Origin of the sequence: Paenacidovorax caeni, from assembly GCF_001298675.1 — a bacterium.
Taxonomy (GTDB): domain Bacteria; phylum Pseudomonadota; class Gammaproteobacteria; order Burkholderiales; family Burkholderiaceae_C; genus Paenacidovorax; species Paenacidovorax caeni.
This window is the reverse complement of record NZ_CYIG01000010.1, coordinates 57,006-82,584: the sequence shown is the minus strand read 5'-3', so window position 1 is coordinate 82,584 and position 25,579 is coordinate 57,006. Positions and strand designations below refer to the sequence as shown.

The window sequence follows — 25,579 nt, the reverse complement described above, 5'->3', positions numbered from 1 at the left end:
TCATACGAATGACACAAATTGCGCTGGTCTCTGACTACCCCTTCCGACCACACCCACCAGGAACCCTCATGCTGTTTGGCAAGCTGTTGCCGCGCGAAGGCAATTTTTTTGAAATGTTCAACCAGCATGCCGAGCGCATCGTCGAAGCGGCGCAGGCGTTCTCTCTGCTGGTGTCCAACTACGGCGACCTGCATCTGCGTGAAAAGTACCACCAGGCCGTGGACAGCGCCGAAGGCGCCGCCGACCGCGTGACGCACGAGGTCAACCGCCTGCTGCACAAGACCTTCATCACGCCCATCGACCGCGAGCAGATCCACTCGCTCATCAACACCATGGACGACGTGGCCGACCTGTTCCAGGACTCGGCCGAGGCCATGGCGCTGTACGACATCCGCGCCATGACCGATGAGATCGCGCGCCTGACCGACCTGTGCCTGCGCTGCAGCGAACGCCTGCGCGACGCCGTCAAGCTGCTCGACAAGATCGCCGACCCCGCCGTGGCCGAAGCCGCCCTCAAGACCTGCGAGGAAATCGACCGCCTCGAAGGCGATGCCGACCGCGTGCTGCGCAGCGCCATGAGCAAGCTGTTTCGCGAGGAAACCGACGTGCGCGAGCTCATCAAGCTCAAAGCCATCTACGAGCTGCTCGAGACCATCACCGACAAGTGTGAGGACGTGGCCAACCTCATCGAGGGCGTGATCCTCGAAAACTCCTGACGCCTCGCGCGTAAAGGCTCTTTTCACCATGGAAACGGTACAAACCGCGCTATGGGTCGTGGTCGTGCTGGTGGCGCTGGCCATCGTGTTCGACTTCATGAACGGCTTCCACGACGCCGCCAACTCCATCGCCACCGTGGTCTCCACGGGCGTGCTGCGGCCCACGCAGGCCGTGTTGTTTGCGGCCTTCTTCAACTTCGTCGCCATCTTCATCTTCCACCTGAGCGTGGCCGCCACCATCGGCAAGGGCATCGTTCAGCCCGGGGTGGTCGATACGCACGTGGTGTTCGGGGCGCTGGTCGGCGCCATTACCTGGAACGTCATCACCTGGTACTACGGCATTCCGAGCAGCTCCTCGCACGCACTGATCGGTGGCATCGTCGGTGCAGTCATTGCCAAGTCGGGCGCCAACGCCTTGGTGGCAGGCGGCATCCTCAAGACCGTGGCTTTCATCTTCGTGTCGCCGCTGCTCGGCTTCATTCTTGGCTCGGTCATGATGGTGGTCGTCGCCTGGATCTTCCGCCGCACCCGCCCGAACAAGGTGGACAAGTGGTTCCGTCGCCTGCAACTGCTCTCGGCCGGCGCCTACAGCCTGGGCCACGGTGGCAACGACGCGCAGAAGACCATCGGCATCATCTGGCTGCTGCTCATCGCCACGGGCTATGCCTCGGCCAGCGACGCTTCGCCGCCGACCTGGACCATCGTGTCCTGCTATGCGGCCATCGGCCTGGGCACCATGTTCGGCGGTTGGCGCATCGTCAAGACCATGGGCCAGAAGATCACCAAGCTCAAGCCCGTGGGCGGGTTCTGCGCCGAAACCGGTGGCGCCATGACGCTGTTCCTGGCCACCATGCTGGGTATTCCCGTGTCCACCACCCATACCATCACCGGTGCGATTGTTGGTGTGGGTTCCACGCAGCGCGCCAGCGCCGTGCGCTGGGGGGTGGCGGGCAACATCGTCTGGGCCTGGATTCTGACCATTCCGGCCAGCGCGTTTGTCGCGGCGATTGCCTATTGGGTCAGCCTGCAGCTGTATTGATTGCTGCGGTTTTCATAGCTTCCAGCGCTTGCCAGGCAAGCGTTGGAGTCTGATTTCATTGTGAAATCTTGCGCGCTTCCTCGATCTGGTACTCGAAATAGTGCTGAAAACTGAACGCCAGGCTCGCCATGAGCATGCCGGCGCCGACCATCAGTGACAGCGCGATGCCCATCACGGTGAGCCAGTGCGTGGCGCCAGCAGCTTCATCGGCCGGGTGCTCAGGGTTGAAGCGTGCGTTCCAGCGCGCGGTCGGCGTCAGACCGTAGAGGATGGCGCGCAGTGCACACCCTGCCACCGTGAAACCCAGCAGCGGCACCAGCAGCCAGCTCAGCGGGTCGTCATGCCCTAGCGCTTGTACACGCGCGATGCCGTACATGCCCAACCCCGTTACCAGGGGCAGCAGCCAGCCGAGCAGATCGCGCGCGCCATGCAGGTAGAAGCGGTGCAGGCCCAGCGGCCCGCCGAGGAAGGCCAGCCAGGTGGCCAGGGTCTTGCTCTTCATGGCGCCGCAGGCGGGCTGGCGTCGCCTTCGCCTAGGGGCTTTTCCATCAACACCACGTCCAGCCAGGTGCCGAACTTCCAGCCCACCGAGCGCAGCGTGCCTGCGTGGGTGAAGCCGCAGGTGCGGTGCAGGCCAATGGAGCCGGCATTGGCCGAGTCGCCCACCACCGCCAGCATCTTGCGCACGCCCGCAGCCTGCGCGGCCTCGCACAGCGCGCTGAGCAGCAGCCGGCCCAGGCCCTGGCCCCGCGCTGAATCGAGGATATACACCGAGTCTTCGGCCGAGTAGCGGTAGGCCGGGCGTGGCTTGAACCAGTTGCAGTAGGCGAAGCCGAGTACCTGTCCGTCGTGCTCGGCCACGAGGTAGGGCAGGCCCTTGCCCAGCACATCGGCGCGGCGCGCGGCCATGTCGGTGGCGCTGGGCGGCTCGGTTTCGAACGTGCCGGTGCCGTGCAGCACGTGGTGGGCGTAGATGGCTGTGATGGCGGCGACGTCTGCGTCGCGGCTGGCGCGGATATGTGGCATCGAAAAACGAACTGGCTATAATTGGCGGCTTTGCTGCGTGTCGCTGGCCGGGTGGCCAAGTCGCGTGTCTCAAACGCCGCAAGAATATGGAACGGCAGCAGGTGCTGCATGTTCTCCACCCGAAGGATAAATCATGGTCGTCATTCGACTCTCCCGCGGCGGCTCCAAGGCCCGTCCGTTCTACAACATCGTCGTCGCCGACAAGCGCGTGCGCCGTGACGGCCGCTTCATCGAGCGTCTGGGCTTCTACAACCCCCTGGCCAAGGATGGCGAGGAAGGTCTGCGCATTGCTCAAGATCGTCTGGCCTACTGGCTCGGCGTGGGCGCCCAAGCGTCCGACACCGTCGAGCGCCTGGCCAAGCAAGCCGCCAAGAAGGCAGCCGCCTGATTCTTTTTTCAGGCCCTCCAGGGGCGGGTGCCGTCAGTAGATACTGGCGGCCCCGCCTTTTTCTTTTTCCAGAGCGTCATGTCTTCCTTTCCTCCACTCAAGCCGGCCGAACTCCCCGCTGATGCGGTAGAGGTGGGCCGCATTGCCGATGCCTGGGGCGTCAAGGGCTGGTTCAAGGTGCAGGCGCACAGCGCCAGCCCTGAAGCGCTGTTCGCAGCACCCCAGTGGTATCTGCAGCCGTCCGAAAAGGGCGCCAAGACCTTCAGCGGCACCGTGCTGCTGGAGCCGCGCCAGACGCGCACGCACTCGGATGCCATTGTCGCCAGCGCCCAGGGGGTGGAGGACCGCAATGCCGCCGAGGCGCTGCGTGGGGCACGCATTTTTGTCTCGCGTGCCTTTTTTCCGCAGACCGCCGAGGACGAGTACTACTGGGTGGATCTGATCGGCCTGGACGTGGTCAACCGCGAGGGTGTGGCCCTGGGCCGGGTGCGTGAACTGCTGTCGACGGGGCCGCAGACCGTGCTGGTACTCGCCTATGAAGAGGACGGCAAGGCGCGCGAGCGCATGATTCCCTTCGTCTCTGCCTTTGTGGACAAGGTGGATCTGCCCGGCAAGTCGATCACCGTCGATTGGCAGCCCGATTACTGAGCCAGCGCACCCATGCGCTTCGACCTCATCACCCTGTTTCCCGAGTTGTTCGCACCGTTCCTGGCCAGCGGCGTGACGCGACGCGCCTACGCCAGTGGCCAGGTGGCGGTGCACCTGTGGAACCCGCGCGACTTCGCCGAGGGCAACTACCGCCGCGTCGACGACCGTCCTTTCGGCGGCGGCCCTGGCATGGTGATGCTGGCCGAGCCGCTGGCGCGCTGCCTGGCCGCCATTCGCGCCGACCGGGCCGAAGCGCTGGACGCGCAGGCGCCGCTGGTGCTGTTCTCGCCCATAGGCGAGCGCCTGAACCACGAGGGCGTGGCGCAGTGGGCGCAGGGCCCGGGCGCCATCCTGCTGTGCGGGCGCTACGAAGGGGTGGATCAGCGCTTTATCGACGCCGAGGTGCAGCGGCAGATCAGCCTGGGCGATTTCGTGCTGTCCGGCGGCGAGATTCCGGCAATGGCGCTGCTGGACGCTGTGACGCGGCTGCAGCCCGGCGTGTTGCACGACGCTGGCAGCCACCAGTTCGACAGCTTCAATCCAGAGCTTGATGGGCTGCTCGACTGCCCGCACTACACCCGCCCTGAGGTTTGGCGCGGCCAGGCAGTGCCGCCCGCGCTGCTGTCGGGCCACCATGCCGAGATCGAACGCTGGCGCCGTGCGCAGAGCCTGCAGGCCACGGCCAGCCACCGGCCCGATCTGATTGCTGCGGCCCGCGCGCAAGGGCGGCTGTCGCGCCAGGATGAAGCCGTTTTGGCAAATTTGCCCGGCAAGCTATAATCAAAGGCTTTTCGATCCTCTGGCCGGCCGCTGCAAAGTGCTCTCAAGGTGCTCGCAGCCACACACCGTCAATCCCGACGCATGCCAATCCTGGCGCGGACAAGATCGTTGGATGCAACCATGAATCTGATCCAGACTCTCGAGCAGGAAGAAATCGCCCGCTTGAACAAGGAAATCCCCGAATTCGCGCCCGGCGACACCGTCATCGTGAGCGTGAACGTGGTGGAAGGCAACCGCAAGCGCGTGCAGGCCTATGAAGGCGTGGTGATCGCCAAGCGCAACCGTGGCCTCAACAGCGGCTTCACCGTGCGCAAGATCTCCAGCGGCGAAGGCGTGGAGCGTACGTTCCAGACCTACAGCCCGCTGATCGCCAAGATCGAAGTCAAGCGCCGTGGCGATGTGCGCCGCGCCAAGCTGTACTACCTGCGCGAGCGCAGCGGCAAGTCGGCCCGTATCAAGGAAAAGCTGCCGGCCCGCAAGGCCGCGCCCGTGGCTGCTGCATAAGCACCGCGTCTGCAGTCTTCCTGCACAGCCGCTACAGTGCCCCTGTAGCGGCTTTTTTATTGTCTGAGCGTGACCCAGCCTGCCCCCGCCTTCACCCCCTTGCCTGCGTTCGATCCGCGCAGCGTACCCGTGGCGCGCGTCGATGTGGATCTGCCCGCCGTGCCACTGCAGGACCAGACGCCTGCAGCCCTGCGCCAGCGCTTTGCTGCGCCGCCGGCTTGGCAGCCCGAAGTGGTGCTGGAAAAGAAATTCATGCAGCGCGAGCCCGCGCAGGCTTCGGTGCTGGTGCCCATCGTGCTGCGCGCCCAGCCCATGGTGCTGCTGACCGAGCGCACGGCGCACCTGTCCACGCATTCCGGGCAGATCGCCTTTCCGGGGGGGCGCGCCGACCCCGAAGATGCCAGCCCCGCCGCCACGGCGCTGCGCGAGGCGCAGGAAGAGGTTGGGCTCGACCCGGGCTGCGTTGAAGTGCTGGGGCCGCTGTCCACCTACGTCACGGGCTCGTCCTTCATCATTACGCCCATCGTGGGCCTGGTGCGGCCCGATGCCGCGCTGCAGGCCAACCCGCACGAGGTGGCTGACGTGTTCGAGGTGCCGCTGGCCTTTCTGCTCGACCCGGCGCACCACCGCCACCATGTGGTGGAGTGGGGCGGCGTGCGGCGCGAATGGTTCTCCATGCCCTACCAAGACGGGGACAAGAACCGCTTCATCTGGGGCGCTACGGCGGGCATGCTGCGTAATTTCTACCGTTTCATGCGCGCCTGATAGGGGTTGGCCTTTACCAACGTCGTTGGTTCGCCTTGCCGTGCGACAGCACTGTCTGCGGCTTCCCGCCTAGGTATCCGATGGAATGCAAACCCGTATGCGGGAGCGCTTCGCAGGCCGTGCGGGCGGCGCCAGTATGATTGGCGCCCATGAGTTTCTTCGCCATCCTGTTCGCTCTGCTGATCGAGCAGGCGCGCCCCCTGTCCCGCATCAATCCCATTCACGCCGGTGTGCGTGCGTGGGCGTTTTCGGTGCGCCGTAATTTCGACGCGGGTCGCCAGCACCATGGCTGGGTGGCCTGGGGCCTGACGGTGGTGCTGCCGGCACTGGTGGCGCTGGGCATCCATTGGCTGTTGCTGTGGGGCGTGGGCTGGCCCCTGGCGGTGCTGTGGAACGTCGCGGTGCTCTATATCACGCTGGGTTTTCGCCAGTTCAGCCACCATTTCACGCGCATCCGCGATGCCCTGGAGTCGGCCGATGAAGACGCTGCACGCGCCGCGCTGGCGCACTGGCAGCAGGTCGAAGTGGGGCAGTTGCCGCGCAGCGAGATCGTGCGCCATGTGATCGAGTACTCGGTCATTGCCGCGCACCGCCATGTGTTTGGCGTGTTGGGCTGGTTCTCCATCCTGGCGGCACTGGGCATGGGGCCCACCGGAGCGGTGCTTTACCGTCTGGCCGAGTTTGCCGCGCGCTATTACGACGAAGACAAGGCCGACAAAGGCAGCACCGCCCTGCAGCAGTCGGCGGCCCGGGCCTGGACGGTGATCGACTGGCTGCCCGCGCGGCTGACGGCGCTGAGCTTTGCCGTGGTCGGCAATTTCGAAGAAGCCATCGAAGGCTGGCGCTTCCATGCCCAGAACTTCCCCAACGACAACGACGGCGTGCTGCTCGCCGCCACCTCGGGCGCCATCAACGTGCGCCTGGGCGGCGAGGCCCTGCGTTCGCGTGTCGAGGCCGATGGCGCCGCTGCCAGCGAGGGCGACAGCGGCATCACCCCCGGGCGCGAGCCCGAGGTAGGCCACCTGCGCAGCGTCGTCGGTCTGGTCTGGCGCTCGGTGGTGGTGTGGATGCTGCTGCTGGCGCTGTTGACGCTGGCCCGCCTGCTTGGCTGAGCTTGCCTTTTTTGAGTTAAATCGGGCTCCAGCCCTTTCTGGATAAGCGCTGGAAGCTATGAAATCAGGAGTTCCGCGCATGTCTGTTTCTTCGCTCTGCAGCCCCGTGGTGGCCGGGTTGCAGCCCTATGTGCCGGGCGAGCAGCCCCGCATTCCCGGCCTGGTCAAGCTCAACACCAACGAGAACCCCTATCCGCCATCGCCGCGCGCGCTGGCTGCCATTGCGCAGGCCGCGCAGCAGGGGCTGCAGCTCTACCCCGACCCGCAGTCGCTGGCCTTGCGCGAAACCATTGCGGCACGGCATGGCTTGGACGTGGGGCAGGTGTTTGTGGGCAATGGCTCGGATGAAGTGCTGGCGCATGCCTTCTTCGCGTTCTTCCAGCATGCGGGCGCCCCGCTGCTGATGCCCGACATCACCTACAGCTTCTACCGCGTGTATTGCGGCCTGTGGGGCATCGCCGCCGAGCTGCAGCCGCTGGATGCCGGCCTGGGTATCGACGTGGACCAGCTGGCCGCGCGCTCCGCGCAGGGGGCGTGTGCCGGCGTCGTGCTGGCCAATCCGAATGCGCCAACCGGCATCGGCCTGCCCCTGGCGCGGATCGAGCAACTGCTGCAGGCCTGCCCGCAGCGCGTGGTGCTGGTCGATGAAGCCTATGTGGACTTCGGCGGCGAGAGCGCCGTGGGCCTGGTGGCGCGCTACCCCAACCTTCTGGTGGTGCACACGCTGTCCAAGTCGCGCTCGCTCGCCGGGCTGCGCGTGGGCGTGGCATTCGGCCAGCGGCCGCTGATTGATGCACTGGAGCGCGTCAAGGACAGCTTCAATTCCTATCCGCTGGACCGTCTGGCCCAGGCTGGCGCACGCGCCGCCTACGAGGACGAAGCGTATTTCGAACAAACCTGCCGTGCCGTGGCGCAGAGCCGCGAGGGGCTGCTGCTGGCGCTGGAGGATCTGGGCTTTGTGGTGCTGCCCTCGCAGGCCAACTTCCTCTTCGTGCGCCACCCGGACCATGATGCGGCCACGCTGGCGGCGCAGCTGCGCGAGCGCGCTGTGCTGGTGCGCCATTTCGCCCGGCCTGAGCGCATCGCCCAGTACCTGCGCATCAGCGTCGGGACGCCCGCACAGTGCGATGCGCTGGTGCAGGCGCTGCGGGCGCTGGTGTAGCGGCGCTCACGCCACCGCGGCCGCCGCTGCACGGGCGACGTCGGGCTGCAGCTCGGGCTGCAGCTGCTCGTACAGTCCGGTACGGCGCAGGATGTCGAGCGGTTGGCCCATCAGGCCCGAGACGATCAGGCGCACACCGTGCGTTGCGCAGGCATGGGCCAGGTTCTCCAGCGCCTCGGCGCCGGTCGAATCGACGTAGATGACGTTCTTCAAATCCAGCACCAGCGCCTGGGCGGGGAGGTGGTCTTCCATCGCCTCGAGCAGCTTGGTGGCACCGAAGAAGAGCGCGCCATACAGCCGCCAGACCTGGACACGCGCGTCGTGCCCGGCCAGTACAGGCAGGTCGTCGGAGCCGATCGGCTCGGCCCGCGACAGGCTGGAGATGCGGTAGATGAAGGTCAGGCAGGCGGCGAAGATGCCGAACTCCACCGCTACCGTCAGGTCGAAAACCACCGTCAGCAGGAACACGGACACCAGCGTCACCCGGTAGGGCAGGCGGTAGGTTTTCAGCCGTGCGAATTCGCGCCATTCGCCCATGTTCCAGGCGACGAACATCAGAATTGCCGCCAGCGTGGCCAGCGGGATGGACCCGGCCAGCGGCGCGGCCACCAGCATCACCAGCAGCAGTGCCAGCGCGTGCACCATGCCCGCGACGGGGCTCGTGGCACCGCTTTTCACGTTGGTCACGGTGCGCGCAATGGTGCCCGTGGCAGGCATGCCGCCGAAGAACGGCGTGACGAAGTTGGCAACGCCTTGCGCCATCAGCTCCTGGTTCGGGTCGTGGCGGTCATTGACCATGCCGTCGGCCACGCGCGCGCACAGCAGCGACTCGATCGCGCCCAGCAGCGCCAGCGTGATCGTCGGCATGAGCAGGTGGCGCGCTGACTCCCAGCTGAAGTCGGGCAGGGTGAAGGCCGGCAGTCCGGCCGGGATGCCGCCGAAGCGGCTGCCGATGGTCTCGACCGGCATGCCCGACAGCGCGACCACGGCGGTCGCCAGCACCAGCGCGACGATGGAGCCGGGCACGCGCGCGAGCGCGCTGGCCCAGGGGTGGCGCCATGCGGGCAGCCAGCGTTGCCAGCCCACGACCACTGCCAGCGACACCGCGGCCACCCCTGTGGCCCAGGGGTTGAGGGTAGACAGGTGCTGGTACAGCGCACCCAGCATGCCGAAGAAGTCGCCCGGCATCTTCACGATGGAGAGGCCCAGGAAGTCTTTGACCTGCGACAGCGCGATCAGCACTGCGATGCCGTTGGTGAAGCCGATGACCACGGCCACGGGGATGAAGCGCACCAGCGTGCCCAGCTGCAGCACCCCCATGAGGAACAGCAGTACGCCCGACAGCGCGGTGGCGAGGATGAGGTTGGCCACGCCGTACTGCTGCACGATGCCGTAGACGATGACGATGAACGCACCCGCCGGTCCGCCGATCTGCACCCGGCTGCCGCCGAGCGCGGAGATCAGGAAACCCGCGATGATGGCGGTGAACAGCCCTGCCTCGGGCGGCAGGCCGGAGGCGATGGCGAAGGCCATGGCCAGCGGCAGCGCGACGACGGCGACCGTCAGGCCCGCGCCGAAGTCCTGTACGAAGCGGGCGCGGTCGTAACCGCGCAGCGCGTCCAGCAAGCGCGGACGGAAGGACAACATCGGGGCGGCTCGCGCCATGGCAGTACCTCTCTTCAGTAGCGCGGCGCCTCGCTCAACTCCGCGAATAGTTCTTTATAAATTTTGTAGCGGTTAGCGCTTATCGTGCCTGGCCTGGAGTCCGATTCGACCTGTAATTGCACCGCGCACCCGGGCTCATGCAGATGCGTGCAGTTGTAGAACTTGCACGCGTTCGCGTGTGCGCCGATGTCGGGCATGCAGCGTGCCAGATCGGTGGGCGCGAGGTGGCGCAGGCCGAACTCCTGAAAGCCGGGCGAGTCGATGAGCGCGGTGGTGCGCGCCTGGTCCACCCAGTACCAGGCGGTACTCGTGGTGGTGTGCTTGCCGGAGTTGAGCGCCTGCGAAATTTCGCCCGTGAGCACCGAAGCCCCCGGCACCAGCAGGTTGATGAGCGTGCTCTTGCCCGCGCCCGATGGGCCCAGCACCAGCGTGGCCTTGCCTTGCAGGTGCTGCAGCAGCGCGGCGCGGTCCGCTTCGCCCGATTGCGCCAGGGACAGCGGCAGCACGTTGTAGTGGTGGCTGCCTGGCCCCGCCTTGCCGGCCATGTGGCGGTAGGGCAGCAGCCGTTCCCAGGCGCGCGCGAAGGGCTCCACCAGGTCGCTTTTGTTCAGCGCGATCAGCGGCGTGATGCCTTCGGCCTCGGCGGCAATCAGGGCGCGTGCGAGCTGGCTCTCCGAGAACACCGGCTCTGCAGCGATCAGGATCAGCACCTGGTCCAGGTTGGCTGCGAACGACTTGGTACGGATTTCGTCCTGGCGGTAGAACAGGTTGCGCCGGGGCAGCACTTTTTCGATGGTGCCTTCGTCGCCCTGGCCGGGGGGCGGCGCGAGCCAGCGCACCTGGTCGCCCACCACGGCCTGGCTTTTCTTGCCGCGCGGGTGGCAGATGCGGCGTTCGCCGTCGGGCGTTTCGACCACGCAGTGGCGCCCGTGGCTGGCCACCACCAGGCCTTCACGCGCGCTCATGGAGCGGCCAGCAGCGCGTCGATGCGCGCCGCACACTCGAAATCCGTGCCCGAGATGCCCTGCACATCGTGCGTGTTGAGGCGCACCACGCAGCGGCCGTAGTGCACCGACAGGTCGGGGTGGTGGTCCTGCGCGTGGGCGATGAAGGCCACCGCATTCACGAACGCCATGGTCTCGTGGTAGTTGGCGAAGCGGTAGGTTTTCTCAAGGGCGCCTGCGTGCAGTTGCCAGCCCGGATGCTGTGCCAGGTTTGCTTCAATTTCGATAGCTGTCAGCGCTCGCCGTTCCTGGGTTGACCAGTCTTTTTTCGGGAACATGGTAGTCATGCGTGTGCAGGGGAGGGGAGGCGCGCCAGCCGCTCGGTGGCCGGCGGGTGCGAGTAGTAGTACTTCACGTACAGCGGGTCGGGCGTGAGCGTGGAAGCGTTGTCCTGGTAGAGCTTGAGCAGCGCCGAAGCGAGGGCGCCGCCGTCGGCCTGGGCCATGGCGTAGGCGTCGGCCTGGAACTCATGGCGGCGCGACCATTGGGCCATCAGCGGGGCGATGAAGAAGCTGAACACGGGCACGGCCAGCAGGAACAGCAGCAGCGCCAGTGCGTCGTTCGGCGCAGCGCCGTCGAGTGAGAGGTTGGGTACCACGCCCAGGCCGGTGTAGAACCAGCCGCGTGTGGACAGCCAGCCCAGCAGCGCGAAGCCCGCCAGGCTGAGCGCGAACAGTCCCGCCATGCGCTGGGCGATGTGGCGGTGCTTGAAGTGGCCCAGCTCGTGCGCCAGGACGGCCTCGACCTCGGCCGGGGTGAGCTGCTGCAGCAGCGTGTCGTAGAACACCACGCGCTTGGCGGCGCCGAAGCCGGTGAAGTAGGCATTGGCATGTGCGCTGCGGCGGCTGCCGTCCATCACGAACAGGCCTTTGGCGGCAAAGCCGCAGCGTTGCATGAGGGCCGTGACACGGGCCTTGAGCGCCTCGTCCTGCAACGGCTGGAACCGGTTGAACAGCGGCGCGATGAAGCTGGGGTAGATCCACATCAGCAGCACGTTGAACCCCATCCAGGCGCCCCAGGCCCAGAGCCACCACAGGGGGCCGGCGGCACCCATCAGCCACAGGATCAGCGCGGCGATGGGCAGCCCGATGAGGGTGCCTACCAGTGCGGACTTGAGCAGGTCGGAGAGCCAGAGCTTCCACGTCATTTGATTGAAGCCGAAGCGTTGCTCCACACCGAAGGTTTGCGCCAGCGACAGCGGCAGGTCGATCAGCCCGCTGATGAGCGCGAAAGCCGCCAGCAGCGCCAACTGCTGCGCCATGCCGCCGCCCAGCCAGCCCAGCAGGGCCTGGTTCAGCAGATCCAGCCCGCCCATCAGCGTCCAGCCTACGAGCACGGCGGCGCCCAGCGCCATGTCAAGGAGGCCCAGGCGTGCCTTGGCCAGGGTGTAGTCAGCGGCCTTTTGGTGGGCCGCCAGGGGAATGCGCTCGGCAAAGGGTGCCGGAACCTGGGCGCGGTGCCGCGCCACGTGGCGGATCTGGCGCGAGGCGAGCCAGAATTTGATCATCAGCCCGGCGCACAGCGCCAGGGCGAACAGCAGGGACAGCGCCAGCGAGGGCGGCAAGGTATCACGTGGGGGCATGCGCGGGGAGTGTAGGGGATGGGCGACAATGCCGGCCATGTCCGAACCCTCTACCCCCACCCCTGTGTTGCCCAAATCCGAGCAGAACCTGGTCTGGCTCGATTGCGAAATGACCGGCCTTGAGCCCGAGACCGACCGCCTGCTGGAGATCGCCGTCATCGTCACCGGCCCGAACCTGGAGCCGCGTGTCGAAGGCCCGGTGTTCGCCATTCACCAGAGCGACGCCCAGCTCGACCAGATGGATGCCTGGAACAAGGGCACCCACGGCAAAAGCGGCCTGATCGACAAAGTGCGCGCCTCCACCATCACCGAGGCCGAGGCCGAGCAGCAGATCATTGACTTCCTGAGCCAGTACGTGCCCAAGGGCACGGCGCCCATGTGTGGCAACAGCATTGGCCAGGACCGGCGCTTTCTCGTCAAGTACATGCCGCGGCTGGAAGCCTTTTTCCATTACCGCAACCTCGACGTGAGCACGCTCAAGGAGCTGGCCAAGCGCTGGAAGCCCGAGGCCTACAACAGCTTCAAGAAAGCCCAGAAGCACACGGCGCTGGCCGATGTGCACGAGTCCATCGACGAGCTGGCGCACTACCGCACACACCTGCTGTCGGTGTGAGAAGCGGGCCGCAGCAGTGGCGCGTGCGGCGATAATCCGCCGCTGTCTGTATCCAGACCCCTCCCGAGGCGCTGGGCAACCCGCTTGGCGCCTGGGTTCATTTGCGCATTCTTTTACCGGAGACACGCCATGCAATTGCTTTCGTTCAAATCCCTTCTTGCTACCGCTGCCGCCCTGGCTTGTGCGGCCGTTTCGGCCCAGGAGCAGGTGGTCAAAATTGGCCACAGCGGTCCCCTTTCGGGTCCGAACACTTTTGCCGGCCGTGACAACGACAACGGTGTGCGCCTGGCCATCGAGGAACTGAATGCACGCAAGATCAGCGTGGGTGGCAAGACGCTGAAGTTTGAACTGGTCTCCGAGGATGACCAGTGCGACGCTAAGACCGGTGTGGCCGTGGCGCAGAAGTTTGTCGACTCTGGCGTGCGCTACGTCATGGGCCCGTACTGCTCTGGTGTGACTATTCCCGCCTCGCGCGTGTATGACAATGGTGGCACCCTGGTCTCCACAGTGGGCACCAACCCCAAGATCACGCAGTCGGGCTACAAGAACCTGTTCCGCATCGTCGCCAGCGACGTGCAGGCCGGTGCCAGCATGGCGGCCTACGCGGCCAACGTGCTCAAGGCCAAGAAGGTTGGCGTCATCGACGACCGCACCGCTTTCGGCCAGGGGCTGGCTGACGAGTTCGCCAAGGAAGCGCAGAAGCTTGGCATGACGGTGGCGGGGCGCGAGTTCACCAATGACAAGGCCACGGACTTCATGGCCATCCTGACCACGTTCAAGGCCAAGCAGCCCGAGGCCATCTTCTACGGCGGCTACGCGCCCCAGGCAGCGCCCATGGCACGCCAGATGAAGCAGCTGGGCGTACGTGCCAAGCTGCTCGGTGGCGACACCTTGTGCAGCCCCGAGATGGGCAAGCTCGGTGGCGACGCCGTGAACGACGTGGTGTACTGCGCCTACGCTGGCATGCTGATGGACAGCGACGCCGGTGCCAAAGCGTTCCAGGAAAAGTTCGCTAAGCGCTTTGGCCAGAACCCCGACGTGTACAGCCCGTTCTACTACGACCAAGTCATCAACATCGGCGAGGCCATGCAGAAGAGCGGCTCTATCGACCCTGCCAAGGTGGGGGCGTACATCCACCAAAACGCCCACAAGGGCGTGATGGGTGAATATGCCTATGACGACAAGGGTAACCGCATCAAGGCGCCCGTGGTTGTGATGACGTTTGAAGGCGGCAAGGCCAAGCCGCTTGCCAGCTATTGATATTGAGGGGGCGCCCTGCATGATTTGCGGGAAAACCCCAGTCGTGTCATAATTGCGAGATTGCACCGCCCTAGGTGGTGCAATTTTTTTGTGCATCTCCCTTCACTCACCGGGCCTTGCCTGCGGCGCACACGCTGTCGCATGTAGCAATCATTGCCCACCCTGGCCGTCCGCTGCGGCCCTGTGGTTTCGTTTGATGGTTGATGTTGTTGAACCATTAAACGAAGCCGCCGCAGGTAGCGCCTGCGGTTGCCCGTTTTGCGTGAGAAACCATGACCGACATGCTTGCTATGCAGGGCGACGCCGCGCCTGCCGATACCTCCTTGCCTCTTGAAAACCTGGCCCCTGCGGCTGCTTCCGTTCCCGCTGCGTTGCCCGAGGGCTTCGTGCGTCTGGGCCTTGCCCCCGAGTTGGTGCAGGCCGTTCGCGATCTGGGCTACACCCAGCCCACCGCTGTCCAGGAAAAAGCCATTCCCATGGCCATGGGCGTGGAAGGCGAAAACTTCATCGACCTGATGGTCTCCAGCCAGACCGGCAGCGGCAAGACCGCCGCCTTCCTGTTGCCCGTGCTGCACACCCTGGTGCGCCAGCAGGCAGAGCAGCAGGCGAACGAACGTGCTGAATACGAGCGCCTGTGCGCTGAGGCCGCTGCCCGTGGCGAGGCTGCGCCCAAGCGTGCGCGTCGCAAGGACCCGACCAACCCGCGCCACTTCAAGGCCGCCGTGCCGGGCGCGCTGATCCTGTGCCCGACACGCGAACTCGCACAACAGGTGGCACACGATGCCATCGATCTGGTGCGCCATTGCAAGGGCCTGCGTGTGGCGAACGTGGTGGGCGGCATGCCTTACCAACTGCAGATCGCCAAGCTGCAAAACGCCAACCTCGTCGTTGCCACGCCCGGTCGCCTGCTGGATCTGCAGCGCTCGATGCAAATCAAGCTCGATCAGGTGCAGTTCCTGGTGGTCGACGAGGCAGACCGCATGCTCGACCTGGGCTTTTCCGACGATCTGGCCGAAATCAACCAGCTCACCGCACAGCGCAAGCAGACCATGATGTTCAGCGCCACCTTTGCGCCGCGCATCCAGCAGCTTGCCATGCGCGTGATGCATGACAACGGCTCGGCGGTGCAGAAGGTCACCATCGACTCGCCCCAGGAAAAGCATGCCAACATCAAGCAAGTGCTGTTCTGGGCCGACAACGCGCAACACAAGCGCAAGATGCTTGACCACTGGCTGCGCGACGCCTCCATCGACCAGGCTATTGTGTTCGCCAGCACCCAGATGGAGTGCGATGGTCTTGCCAATGACCTGCAGCAGGACGGCTTCTCGGCCGTGGCGCTGCACGGCGCACTGAGCCAGGGTCTGCGTAACCGCCGCCTGATGGCGCTGCGCAACGGCCAGGTGCAGATCCTGGTGGCCACGGACGTGGCAGCGCGTGGCATCGACGTGCCCACCATCACCCACGTGTTCAACTTCGGTCTGCCCATGAAGGCCGAGGACTACACACACCGCATTGGCCGCACAGGCCGCGCCGGCCGCGACGGCTTGGCCGTCACGTTCGCCGAGTTCCGCGACCGCCGCAAAATCTTCGACATCGAAGGTTACAGTCGCCAGCCGTTCAAGGCGGAGGTGATCCCAGGCATGGAGCCCACCCAGCGCTTCCCGCAAGGCCGCCCAGAGGGTAACGGCCGCGGACGTGAAGGCCGTGAGAACCACAGCCGCGACCGCCGCTTTGGCCGTGGTGAAGGCCGTCCGGCCTTTGGTGACCGTGCAGCGCGCGGTCCCCGCATGTCTGACGGCCAGGGCGCGCCGCGTGGCTTTGGGGACCGCCCTGGATTTGGTGGTGACCGTGCCGGGTTCGGTGGTGGCCGCCGTGACAACGAGGGCTATGGCCGCAAGGGCGGATTTGGTGAAGGCGCGCGCGGCGGCTTTGGTCGCCCCGAGGCGGCCGCACCGCGCGGTGACTGGGGTGGTGGGCGCGGCAAGCCGGCTTTTAACAAGCAGGCGGGTGGTGCCAAGCCCTTCGTGCCCCACGACGCACGCAAGCGCACGCCGCATTCGGCACGCTGAGCGCCTGCGGGCGCAGCGCAGGGAGACCGGCCTTCGAGGCCGGTTTTTTTTGGCTCATTCCCCTGCGGAGCGCGCTGCTGCTCACGGTGGCTCACGATAATGTGCGGCGGAGGTGCCCGGTGACTTCTTTCCCTGTATCCAGCGTGGACTACGAACACATGTTCGAGCTTGCCCCTGTCTCGCTCTGGCTTGAGGATTACAGCGCCTTGCGGCAGCTGTTCACGCGCTGGAGGGCGGAGGGCGTGAGCGACATTCGCGCGCACTTGACGGGGGACCCGGAGCGGCTGGGCGCCTGCAGCGCCGCACTGAAGGTGCTACGGGTCAACCAACGCACCCTGGTGCTTTTCGCAGCGCCCGATCAGGCCACGCTGATAGACCGGCTCGACGAGGTGTTCCGGGGGGATATGCATGCGCGCCTGATCGATGAGCTGGCGGCGCTGTGGCACGGAGCGCTGGAGTTTTCCAACCGCACGGTGAACTACACCCTCGACGGGCGTCGCCTGGACGTGCAAATCCATGCGCGCATCCTGCCAGGCCACGAAGAGCACTGGGGGCGGGTGCTGGTGTCGTTGGAGGATGTCACCGCCGAAGTGCAGGGTGCCGAGCGCCTGCGCCGCAGCGAGCGTTATGCGCGTGACCTTTTCGAGCACTCTCCGGTGTCGCTGTGGGTCGAGGACTTCAGCCATATCCGGCACCTGCTGGATGAAGTGCGCGCCCAGGGCATTCGCGACTTTGCCACTTTCCTCAAAGTGCATCCGGAGTTCGTCACGCGCTGCCTTCAGGAGATCCGCGTCATCGACGTCAACCGGCAGACCCTCGCCATGTTTGGCGCCGCCGACAAAGCCGAACTGCTTGGGCGGATCAACCAAATTTTCCGCGGCGAGATGCGCGAGTCCTTTGCCGAGCAGCTGCAGGATCTGTGGGACGGCAAGCTGGTGCAGCAGCGCGAGGTGGTCAACTACGCACTGTCCGGGGATCTGCTCAACATTCACATGCAGTTTGCCGTGCTCGACAGCCATGCGCAGGATTGGGGGCTGGTGCTGATCTCGCTCGTCGACATCACGGCGCGCAAGAAGGCAGAGTCTTACCTGGAGTATCTGGGCAAGCACGATGTGCTGACGCAGCTGCGCAACCGGGCCTATTACATGGAGGAGCTCAACCGTCTCGCGCGCAAGGGCCCCTGGCCGGTGGCGATTCTGGCCATGGACATGAACGGCCTGAAGGAAGCGAACGACGAACACGGCCATGGCGCGGGCGATGCCATGCTGCGCCGCGTGGGCGAGGTGCTGGCCAAGGCGGTCGACGCGCCGGCCTGTGCTGCACGCATTGGCGGTGATGAATTCATGGTGCTGCTGCCCGCTACCGATGAACGTGGGGCACTGGCTGTGCAGGAGCGCATCCTGTCCTTGCTGGAGCTGAACAACCAGTTCTACCCGGGGCAGGCGGTTGGCTTGTCTATGGGTATTGCCTGCTGCCAGGAGGGGGAGTCGATCGAGGCCGCCGTGCACCGTGCCGACCAGGCCATGTATGCCGAAAAGGCGCGCTACTACCAGGAGCGCGAGATCGACCGCCGCCACCCGCGGTGCTGACGCAGGCAGCCGTCCACGCGCACCCTCAATGCGTGGAATGGCGGCCGATGTCCGGCCAGCGGTGGTGCAGGTAGATCCATGCCACCAGGCCAATGAGCATCAGCAGCAGCGAGACGCTGGCCAGTGCCACGGCGGAATACATCACCAGCGGCGCCACCATGCCCGCCACGATGCCGTTGGCCGTGGAGCCGACGAAGGCCTGCAGTGACGACGCCATGCCGCGGCGCTGCGGGTGCAGGTCCAGCACCAGCAGCGTGACCACGGGCACCATCAGCGCCCAGCCGAACGAGAAGATGCCGATGGGCAGCAGGGCCCAGAGCACATGTGGTGCCAGCAGCAGGTTGGCCACGAGGTTCAGTGCCGCGATCAACAGCATGATGAGAAAACCGTGGCGGATCTGGCGCTTTGGCGCGATGCGACCCGCCAGGCGGCCACTCATCCAGGCGCCGCCCATGATGCCCGAGATGGTGACCAGGAAGAACCAGAAGAACTGCGTGGGCTCCAGCCCCAGCACGCCGCCGAGGAAGGCCGGGGCCGACAGCACGTACAGGAACATACCGTTGAACGGAATGCCGCTGGCCAGTGCCAACAGCATGAAGCGCGGGCTGGTCCCCAGTTCCCAGTAGCCACGCAGCAGATGGCCGAAATGGATGGGCTGGCGCTCGCTGGGGGGGAGCGACTCGGGCAGCCAGCGGTAATTGGCCAGCCACAAGCACACGCCTACACCGGTGAGAAACCAGAAGACGCTGTGCCAGCCCAGGTGCACCGCCAACCAGCCGCCGACGATGGGAGCGATGGCCGGTGCCACGCCGAAGAAAATGGTGACCTGGCTCATCACCTGCTGCGCCTGGGCCGGTGGGAACATGTCACGGATGACGGCGCGCGACACCACAATGCCCGCGCCGGCGGACAGGCCCTGCAGCGCGCGGAACAGCACCAGCGCCCCAATGCTGTCCGATAGCGCACAGCCCGCCGAGGCCAGGGTGAACACTGCCAGGCCCCACAGCACCACGGGCCGGCGTCCCAGGCTGTCCGACAGCGCGCCATGGAATAGCGCCATGAAGGCGAAGGCGAACAGGTAGGCCGACAGCGTTTGCTGCATTTCCACCGGGGTGGCCTGCAGCGCTTGGGTGATGGCCGGGAAGGCCGGCAGGTAGGTGTCGATCGAGAACGGCCCCACCATGCCCAGCAGGGCCAGCAAGATGGCAAGGATCCAGCGCGGGCCGCGCCATAGTGCTTGGGCTTGGGGATGCATGTTTGAGAGGGAAAAGAAAAAAGCACCTGCCGACTTCTCGGCAAGTGCTTTATCTTCGGTTATTTTGGTGGGCCCTGAAGGATTCGAACCTTCGACCAACGGATTAAGAGTCCGCTGCTCTACCAACTGAGCTAAGAGCCCTTTGCTGCAGTTGCACTGCAGCAGAGCCACGAATTATGCACGAATTTTTGCGGCAGCAGAAAAAAGTGCCCGAAAAAATTATGCCATCGCGTTGCGGCGGGCCAGCTCGACGAATAGCCCGCTGTGGTCCAGGTCGTCCAGGCCGTGCGCTACGGCGTCGGCGTAGAGCGATTCAAAGAGTTGGGTCACCGGGGCCTCGAAGCCCAGCTCGTGCGCCGTTGCCAGGGCGTTGCGCATGTCCTTGAGCTGCACCGTCATGCGCCCGCGCGGCGCGAAGTCGCGCTCCACCATGCGCTGGCCGTGCAACTGCAGGATGCGGCTGTCGGCGAAGCCGCCAGTAATGGCCTCGCGCACCTTGGCCATGTCGGCGCCACCCTTGGCGGCAAGCAGCAGCGCCTCGGCGACGGCGCCGATGGTGATGCCCACGATCATCTGGTTGGCCAGCTTGGCGAGCTGCCCGGCACCATGCGGGCCGACGTGCGTGGCACGGCCCAGCACCTGCAACAGCGGCTGGGCACGCGCGAAGTCGGTCGCGCTGCCGCCGACCATGATGGCCAGCGTACCCGCCTCGGCGCCAACGGTGCCGCCGGACACCGGCGCGTCGAGCGCACCAATACCGCGTTGCGCCAGCCGGTCCGCGTGCGTACGCGCTTGTGCAGGCTGGATCGAGGCCATGTCCACGAACAGCGTGCCGGGCCGCATGGCGGCTGCGGCACCGTGCTCGAACAGCACGCTGGCCACGGCGGGGCCGTCCAGCAGCATGCTTATGACGATTTCACCGGCCGCCGCTGCGCTGGCGGCGCTGGCATGCGGCACGGCGCCATCGGCGGCCAGGGGGTGGGCCTTGTCCGCGTCGCGGTTCCAGACGTGCACGGTGTGTCCGGCCTGGCACAGCCGCCGCGCCATGGGAAACCCCATGCGCCCGGTGCCGAGCATGGCGATGTCCATGTTTGCTCCTTTTTACATAGCTGTTAGCGCTTTATGGGTGGGCGCTGGAGGCCATTTTTGGTATGAATCCAAGAGCCCGCCCAGAGTGGTCGGCGCCCGTTCGTAGGGCTGCCGCCCACGTTTACATCAGCAGGTGCTCGCCCGCGTTGTCGCCGCCGAGGATGACGTAGTTCACCTTGCGGATGTCCATCAGCTTCTTGCCGCCGGCGTAGCTGATGGAGCTCTGGATGTCCTGCTGCATTTCCACCAGTGTCTCGGCCAGCTTGCCCTTGATGGGCTCCAGGATGCGCTTGCCTTCCACGTGCTTGTATTCGCCCTTGTTGAAGTCGGAGGCCGAGCCGTAGTACTCCTTGAACAGCTCGCCATCGACCTCGACGGTCTTGCCCGGCGACTCCTCGTGGCCCGCGAACAGCGAGCCCACCATGATCATGGTGGCGCCGAAGCGGATGCTCTTGGCGATGTCGCCGTGGCTGCGGATGCCGCCGTCGGCGATGATGGGCTTGGTCGCCACGCGCGCGCACCATTTCACGGCCGACAACTGCCAGCCGCCGGTGCCGAAGCCCGTCTTGAGCTTGGTGATGCAGACCTTGCCGGGGCCGATACCCACCTTGGTGGCGTCGGCGCCCCAGTTCTCCAGGTCGATCACCGCCTCGGGCGTGCCCACGTTGCCGGCGATGACGAACGCCTTGGGCAGCTTGGCCTTGAGGTACTGGATCATGTTCTTCACGTTGTCCGAGTGGCCGTGGGCAATGTCGATGGTGATGTATTCGGGCGTGATGCCCTCGGCCACGAAGCGGTCCACGGTCTCGTAGTCGGGCTGCTTCACGCCCAGCGAGATCGAGGCGAAGCAGTCCTTGGCGTGCATGTCCTTGACGAACTGCACGTTGTCCAGATCAAAGCGGTGCATCACGTAGAAGTAGCCGTTTTGTGCCAGCCAGGTGCAGATGCGCTCGTCCACCACCGTTTTCATGTTGGCGGGCACGGCCGGGATGCGAAAACTGCGTCCGCCCAGCTCCACGCTGGTGTCGCACTCCGAGCGGCTCTCCACGCGGCACTTGCGCGGCAGCAGCAGGATGTTGTCGTAGTCGAAGATTTCCATGAGATTCCAAGCTCCTTTGAAAAGGCGCTGCCGAACCATTTCGGCAGCGTGGGGCGCTTGGCTTGGGACCGGCTTTGTGGGTGGCAGCGTACAAGCTGGCACCGAACCCTGGTTGCACAGGCACAAAAAAACCGGGCGTCAAGAAACTTGGGCCCGGTGATTGATTCTATACCTGCCCGCCCCTGTGGGGTGCGAGGGGGTTTCTACAATCCCCGCATGTATTCCCCTGATCCGCTTTCCGCCCCTGCCGCGCCGCTGCTGCAGGGCCTCAACCCCGAGCAGCTCGCCGCGGTCACCCTGCCTTCGGGCCATGCGCTCATCCTGGCCGGTGCGGGCTCGGGCAAGACGCGCGTGCTCACCACGCGTATCGCCTGGCTGCTGCAAAACGGCCACGCCACGCCGGGGGGCATCCTGGCCGTGACCTTCACCAACAAGGCCGCCAAGGAAATGGTGGCGCGCCTCACGGCCATGCTGCCGGTGAACGTGCGCGGCATGTGGATCGGCACCTTCCACGGCCTGTGCAACCGCCTGCTGCGCGCGCACCACAAGGCGGCGAACCTGCCGCAGGCGTTCCAGATCCTCGACACGCAGGACCAGCTCTCGGCCATCAAGCGCCTGTGCAAGCAGTTCAACGTGGACGAGGAGCGCTTTCCGCCCAAGCAACTGGCCTACTTCATCGCCAACTGCAAGGAAGAGGGCCTGCGCCCGCGCGACGTGCCCGCGCACGATGCCGACAGCCGCAAGAAGGTGGAGATCTATGCGCTCTACGAGGCGCAATGCCAGCGCGAAGGCGTGGTCGATTTCGGCGAGCTCATGCTGCGCAGCTACGAACTGCTGCGCGACCACGACCCCATCCGCGCGCACTACCAGCGGCGCTTTCGCCACATCCTGGTGGATGAGTTCCAGGACACCAACCGCCTGCAGTACCTGTGGCTCAAGCAGATGGCGGGCGACGAGGCGGAAGGCCGCTTGCAAAGCCACGGCTGCGTGATGGCCGTGGGCGACGACGACCAGAGCATCTACGCCTTTCGCGGCGCGCGCGTGGGCAACATGGCGGACTTCGTGCGCGAGTTCGCCGTGCAGCACCAGATCAAGCTGGAGCAGAACTACCGCAGCTACAGCAATATCCTCGACTCGGCCAACCACCTCATCAGCCACAACAGCCGCCGCCTGGGCAAGAACCTGCGCACCACGCAAGGCGCGGGCGAGCCCGTGCGCGTGTACGAAGCCGCCACCGACCTGGCCGAGGCGCAGTGGATGGTCGATGAAATCCGGCAACTGGTGAAGAACGACGGCTTCGCGCGCAAGGAAATCGCCGTGCTCTACCGCAGCAACGCGCAAAGCCGGGTGATCGAATCTCAGCTCTTCAACGCCAGCGTGCCTTACCGTGTGTACGGCGGCCTGCGCTTCTTCGAGCGCGCCGAAATCAAGCACGCGCTGGCCTACCTGCGCCTGCTGGAGAACCCGCACGACGACACCAGCTTTTTGCGCGTGGTCAACTTCCCGCCGCGCGGTATTGGTGCGCGCACGCTGGAGGTGCTGCAGGACGCCGCGCGCCAGGCCGGCTGTTCGCTGCACGACGCGGTGAGCGCCGTGCCCGGCAAGGCGGGCGCCAACCTGGGCGCGTTCGTGGCGCTGGTTGATGTGCTGCGCGAGCAGACGCAGGGCCTGTCGCTGCGCGGCATCATCGAGCAGATGCTCGAATCCAGCGGGCTGGTGGAGCACTTCCGCACCGAGAAGGAGGGCGCCGACCGTATCGAGAACCTGCAGGAACTGGTCAACGCCGCCGAGAGCTTCGTCACCCAGGAAGGCTTTGGCCGCGACGCCGTGGCCCTGCCGCTGGACGAGCACGGCCAGTCGCTCACGCAAAGCCCTGTCAGCCAGGGCCTGGATCCGGACGCGCCGCGGCTCGACGAACCGCTGCGCCCCACTGCCGGCATCATCGACGCCGACACCGGCGAGACCCTCTCGCCCCTGGTCGCTTTCCTCACCCATGCCGCGCTGGAAGCGGGCGACAACCAGGCCCAGGCCGGGCAAGACGCCGTGCAGCTCATGACCGTGCACGCCAGCAAGGGGCTGGAGTTCGACGCCGTGTTCATCGGTGGGCTGGAAGAGGGCCTGTTCCCGCACGACAACGCCTCCAGCGACCGCGATGGCCTGGAGGAAGAGCGCCGCCTGATGTACGTGGCCATCACCCGCGCGCGCCAGCGCCTGTACCTGAGCCACGCGCAAACGCGCCTGCTGCATGGCCAGACGCGCTACAACGTCAAGAGCCGCTTCTTCGACGAACTGCCCGAGGAAGCGCTCAAGTGGATCACGCCCAAGCAGCAGGGCTTTGGTTCTTTTGCTCCCAATTCAGGAGCTGGTAGCGCTTATGGGGCAAGCGCTGGAGGGCGATTTGGCTTCAAATCGGAAACCTTTGCCAGCGCATCGCCGGCGTCCTCCAAGGCCACGTCGCACGGCCTGCGCGCTGGGCTCGCCGTGTTCCACACCAAGTTTGGCGAAGGCAAGGTGCTGGCCATCGAGGGCCAGGGGGATGACGCGCGCGCGCAGGTGCACTTCCCGCGCCACGGCACCAAGTGGCTGGCGCTGTCGGTGGCCAAGCTCACGGTGGTGGAGTAGGGCCGCCACGGCGCGGCGCCTGCCGGGCGCCCGCCCGGGGCGTATGGAATCGTGGCCTGCGTGGCAGGCTTGTGCGGGAGATCGGTCAATGACGGGGGCAACGTAGAAAATCCGGGCCATCCTCCGCCGCGCGTCGGTCTTCGGCGCGGCGTCGGCTAACTGCCGCAGCGGCACCGGCTCTGCGCCCCACGCGCAAGCATGCGGCGCGGCATTTGCTGAGCCCGGCGCAGTGGCAAGAGAGCCTGGCCATTGCTCCGCCTGTGTCCTTGCACATCGCCTGCGTGGCAGGGCTGCAGTCGGCGCTGGCGGTGCTGGTGGCCATCGTGGCGGTGCATTTCTCGTCCTGGCCGCAGCTGGTGGGCTTTCCGGCCCTGGGGGCACTGGCCGCGTTGTTCGGGCGTTTCGCGCCCGTGGGGCGCCAGCGCATGCGCATCGTGGCCATCTGCGCCGCGTTGCTGACGTTGGCGGTGCTTTTGCCGTCGCTGGCGTCGCTGCTCGGCGCGTCCGCGGTGGTGCTGGTGCTCGTGTTGGCGCTGGTGGCTGGGGGCTCGACCGTGGCGGTGGCGCACTGGCAACTGGGCGGCCCTGGGGCCGTGATCATCGTGTTCGCGGCCGGGGCCGCGCTCGCACCGGCACCGACGCTGGAGGCCGTGCTCCTGCGCACGCTGGCCACGGCCGCAGGCGGTGCCCTGGCCTGGGCAACTTGCTGGCTCACGGACCCTTTGCGCGCACCTGGCCTCACCGGCCTGCGCCTGCCGCCAGCCCATGTGCCGTCGCTGCCCCACGTGGCAATTGCGGGCGCCCGCATCGCCTTGGTGGCGGGCCTGGCGGCGCTGATCGCCCACGCCGCCAGCTGGCAGCACCCGGCATGGGCCGCCATTGGCGCCACGGCCGTGATGCAGGGCGGGCACCTGCATGTCACCATGAACCGCGCGCTGCAGCGCATGGCGGGCACGGTGGTGGGGGCGTTCGTGGTTTGGGCCGTGCTGGCGCAGCACCCGCCGTTCTGGGCGGTGGTGGCGGCTATCGTGGTGTTTCAGTTCCTCACCGAGGTGGTGATCGGCTTCAACTACGCGCTGGGCCAGATCACGGTGACGCCAATGGCCTTGCTGATGACCTCCCTGGCCGCGCCTGCGGCCAGCGCCAGCATGCCGGTTGAGCGCGTGCTCGACACCATCCTCGGTGCGGCCCTGGGCATTGTGGCGGCCGTGGTGTTCTCCAGCGTGGATGACCGGGTGCATTTGCATGCCCACCGCAGCCGGGAACGCTGAGGCCACTGCCAGAGACCCAAAAAGAACGGGGCCCTAAGAGCCTGTTCACGATCTTTTCATAGTGCCCGCAAGGCAGCAAAAAGCCGCAATCTAGGCGCGTGCCGCAGGCCATGCTGGCGGCCTGGCCAAGGTGCGCAACGCCGAGTGCGGCTTTTTGCTGCCTTGCCCTTCGGGTTGCCCCGCAAAAGTGGCATCTGCGGCGTTGCAAAGGCTCGCCGGGCCACCAGCCCGGCTGCGCTTTGCGCCTTGCACCTGCCACTTTTGCGGGGCAACGGGCACTATGAAAAGATCGTGAACAGGCTCTAAGCCCCCGTGGTGCTA

At 66.0% G+C, this 25,579-nt stretch carries 24 protein-coding genes and 1 tRNA gene; 15 read left to right on the top strand and 10 right to left on the bottom strand.

All coding sequences use genetic code 11. The annotated features are described in order from the left end of the window. The first annotated feature begins 68 nt into the window (after window positions 1-68). Entirely contained in the window at window positions 69-716 is a 648-nt protein-coding gene (locus BN2503_RS06710; RefSeq protein ID WP_054255877.1) for a DUF47 domain-containing protein, read from the top strand. 28 nt (window positions 717-744) lie between these two features. Next, window positions 745-1,755 (top strand): inorganic phosphate transporter, encoded by a 1,011-nt coding sequence (locus BN2503_RS06705; RefSeq protein ID WP_054255876.1) that lies wholly within the window; start codon window positions 745-747, stop codon window positions 1,753-1,755. 55 nt (window positions 1,756-1,810) lie between these two features. Here the strand turns inward: BN2503_RS06705 and BN2503_RS06700 are convergent, their stop codons facing one another. Both BN2503_RS06700 and BN2503_RS06695 read right to left on the bottom strand, forming a co-directional pair. Next, window positions 1,811-2,257: a hypothetical protein gene (locus BN2503_RS06700; RefSeq protein WP_054255875.1), complete on the bottom strand. Its 447-nt coding sequence runs from the start codon at window positions 2,255-2,257 to the stop codon at window positions 1,811-1,813. Continuing rightward, window positions 2,254-2,781, bottom strand: coding sequence for a GNAT family N-acetyltransferase (locus tag BN2503_RS06695; RefSeq protein WP_054255874.1), 528 nt, complete (start codon window positions 2,779-2,781; stop codon window positions 2,254-2,256). The genes BN2503_RS06700 and BN2503_RS06695 overlap by 4 nt, the downstream gene beginning before the upstream one ends. Before the next feature lie 133 nt (window positions 2,782-2,914). Between BN2503_RS06695 and rpsP the strand changes: the two genes are divergently transcribed. The 7 genes from rpsP to hisC all read left to right on the top strand — a co-directional run bounded on the left by rpsP (window position 2,915) and on the right by hisC (window position 8,140). After that, window positions 2,915-3,169: a 30S ribosomal protein S16 gene (gene rpsP / locus BN2503_RS06690; RefSeq protein WP_054255873.1), complete on the top strand. Its 255-nt coding sequence runs from the start codon at window positions 2,915-2,917 to the stop codon at window positions 3,167-3,169. A 78-nt stretch (window positions 3,170-3,247) separates the two neighbouring features. Continuing rightward, window positions 3,248-3,817 carry a ribosome maturation factor RimM gene (gene rimM / locus BN2503_RS06685; protein WP_054255872.1) on the top strand — a complete coding sequence of 190 codons (570 nt, stop codon included), beginning with the start codon at window positions 3,248-3,250 and terminating at the stop codon, window positions 3,815-3,817. 12 nt (window positions 3,818-3,829) lie between these two features. Further along, window positions 3,830-4,597 carry a tRNA (guanosine(37)-N1)-methyltransferase TrmD gene (gene trmD, locus BN2503_RS06680; RefSeq protein WP_054255871.1) on the top strand — a complete coding sequence of 256 codons (768 nt, stop codon included), beginning with the start codon at window positions 3,830-3,832 and terminating at the stop codon, window positions 4,595-4,597. A gap of 120 nt (window positions 4,598-4,717) precedes the next feature. Next, window positions 4,718-5,101: a 50S ribosomal protein L19 gene (gene rplS, locus BN2503_RS06675; RefSeq protein ID WP_054255870.1), complete on the top strand. Its 384-nt coding sequence runs from the start codon at window positions 4,718-4,720 to the stop codon at window positions 5,099-5,101. Between the two features lie 69 nt (window positions 5,102-5,170). Beyond that, the gene (locus BN2503_RS06670; protein ID WP_054255869.1) at window positions 5,171-5,866 is read left to right on the top strand and encodes a CoA pyrophosphatase; all 696 of its coding nucleotides are present in this window, start codon (window positions 5,171-5,173) and stop codon (window positions 5,864-5,866) included. 149 nt (window positions 5,867-6,015) lie between these two features. Further along, the gene (locus tag BN2503_RS06665) at window positions 6,016-6,978 is read left to right on the top strand and encodes a CobD/CbiB family protein (protein WP_054255868.1); all 963 of its coding nucleotides are present in this window, start codon (window positions 6,016-6,018) and stop codon (window positions 6,976-6,978) included. Window positions 6,979-7,057: 79 nt separating this feature from the next. Next, a complete protein-coding gene (hisC, locus tag BN2503_RS06660; RefSeq protein ID WP_054255867.1) occupies window positions 7,058-8,140 on the top strand; it encodes a histidinol-phosphate transaminase in 1,083 nt (360 codons plus the stop codon). Between the two features lie 6 nt (window positions 8,141-8,146). Here the strand turns inward: hisC and BN2503_RS06655 are convergent, their stop codons facing one another. From BN2503_RS06655 to BN2503_RS06640, 4 genes are read right to left on the bottom strand one after another with little or no spacing between them, the layout of a single operon-like run. Then, on the bottom strand, window positions 8,147-9,805 hold the full coding sequence (locus BN2503_RS06655; RefSeq protein WP_054255866.1) for a SulP family inorganic anion transporter: 1,659 nt from the start codon (window positions 9,803-9,805) through the stop codon (window positions 8,147-8,149). 14 nt (window positions 9,806-9,819) lie between these two features. Next, window positions 9,820-10,770, bottom strand: coding sequence for a ribosome small subunit-dependent GTPase A (rsgA, locus tag BN2503_RS06650; RefSeq protein WP_054255865.1), 951 nt, complete (start codon window positions 10,768-10,770; stop codon window positions 9,820-9,822). Next, on the bottom strand, window positions 10,767-11,096 hold the full coding sequence (locus BN2503_RS06645) for a 4a-hydroxytetrahydrobiopterin dehydratase (protein WP_054255864.1): 330 nt from the start codon (window positions 11,094-11,096) through the stop codon (window positions 10,767-10,769). The genes rsgA and BN2503_RS06645 overlap by 4 nt, the downstream gene beginning before the upstream one ends. After that, window positions 11,093-12,391, bottom strand: a complete 1,299-nt coding sequence (locus BN2503_RS06640; protein WP_054255863.1) for a M48 family metallopeptidase — start codon at window positions 12,389-12,391, stop codon at window positions 11,093-11,095. Before BN2503_RS06640 ends, BN2503_RS06645 begins: the two co-directional genes overlap by 4 nt. A gap of 37 nt (window positions 12,392-12,428) precedes the next feature. Here BN2503_RS06640 and orn point away from each other — a divergent pair, with 37 nt between their 5' ends. The 4 genes from orn to BN2503_RS06620 all read left to right on the top strand — a co-directional run bounded on the left by orn (window position 12,429) and on the right by BN2503_RS06620 (window position 17,922). Further along, the gene (orn, locus tag BN2503_RS06635) at window positions 12,429-13,004 is read left to right on the top strand and encodes an oligoribonuclease (RefSeq protein WP_054255890.1); all 576 of its coding nucleotides are present in this window, start codon (window positions 12,429-12,431) and stop codon (window positions 13,002-13,004) included. Between the two features lie 129 nt (window positions 13,005-13,133). Then, window positions 13,134-14,264 carry a branched-chain amino acid ABC transporter substrate-binding protein gene (locus BN2503_RS06630; RefSeq protein ID WP_054255862.1) on the top strand — a complete coding sequence of 377 codons (1,131 nt, stop codon included), beginning with the start codon at window positions 13,134-13,136 and terminating at the stop codon, window positions 14,262-14,264. A 272-nt stretch (window positions 14,265-14,536) separates the two neighbouring features. Continuing rightward, window positions 14,537-16,333 carry a DEAD/DEAH box helicase gene (locus BN2503_RS06625; protein WP_054255861.1) on the top strand — a complete coding sequence of 599 codons (1,797 nt, stop codon included), beginning with the start codon at window positions 14,537-14,539 and terminating at the stop codon, window positions 16,331-16,333. Window positions 16,334-16,491: 158 nt separating this feature from the next. Beyond that, the gene (locus BN2503_RS06620; RefSeq protein ID WP_054255889.1) at window positions 16,492-17,922 is read left to right on the top strand and encodes a sensor domain-containing diguanylate cyclase; all 1,431 of its coding nucleotides are present in this window, start codon (window positions 16,492-16,494) and stop codon (window positions 17,920-17,922) included. Between the two features lie 25 nt (window positions 17,923-17,947). Here the strand turns inward: BN2503_RS06620 and BN2503_RS06615 are convergent, their stop codons facing one another. The 4 genes from BN2503_RS06615 to BN2503_RS06600 all read right to left on the bottom strand — a co-directional run bounded on the left by BN2503_RS06615 (window position 17,948) and on the right by BN2503_RS06600 (window position 21,365). Beyond that, the gene (locus BN2503_RS06615) at window positions 17,948-19,177 is read right to left on the bottom strand and encodes a multidrug effflux MFS transporter (RefSeq protein ID WP_054255860.1); all 1,230 of its coding nucleotides are present in this window, start codon (window positions 19,175-19,177) and stop codon (window positions 17,948-17,950) included. A 65-nt stretch (window positions 19,178-19,242) separates the two neighbouring features. Beyond that, window positions 19,243-19,318, bottom strand: a tRNA-Lys gene (locus BN2503_RS06610). A gap of 78 nt (window positions 19,319-19,396) precedes the next feature. Next, the gene (locus BN2503_RS06605) at window positions 19,397-20,266 is read right to left on the bottom strand and encodes an NAD(P)-dependent oxidoreductase (protein ID WP_054255859.1); all 870 of its coding nucleotides are present in this window, start codon (window positions 20,264-20,266) and stop codon (window positions 19,397-19,399) included. A gap of 121 nt (window positions 20,267-20,387) precedes the next feature. Beyond that, window positions 20,388-21,365 (bottom strand): GMP reductase, encoded by a 978-nt coding sequence (locus BN2503_RS06600; protein WP_054255858.1) that lies wholly within the window; start codon window positions 21,363-21,365, stop codon window positions 20,388-20,390. A gap of 216 nt (window positions 21,366-21,581) precedes the next feature. Between BN2503_RS06600 and BN2503_RS06595 the strand changes: the two genes are divergently transcribed. Together BN2503_RS06595 and BN2503_RS06590 are read left to right on the top strand one after the other, a co-directional pair. Then, complete coding sequence (locus tag BN2503_RS06595) at window positions 21,582-23,987, top strand: UvrD-helicase domain-containing protein (RefSeq protein ID WP_054255857.1); 2,406 nt, start codon at window positions 21,582-21,584, stop codon at window positions 23,985-23,987. A gap of 260 nt (window positions 23,988-24,247) precedes the next feature. Further along, window positions 24,248-25,258 carry an FUSC family protein gene (locus BN2503_RS06590; RefSeq protein ID WP_233495019.1) on the top strand — a complete coding sequence of 337 codons (1,011 nt, stop codon included), beginning with the start codon at window positions 24,248-24,250 and terminating at the stop codon, window positions 25,256-25,258. Window positions 25,259-25,579 lie beyond the last annotated feature (321 nt).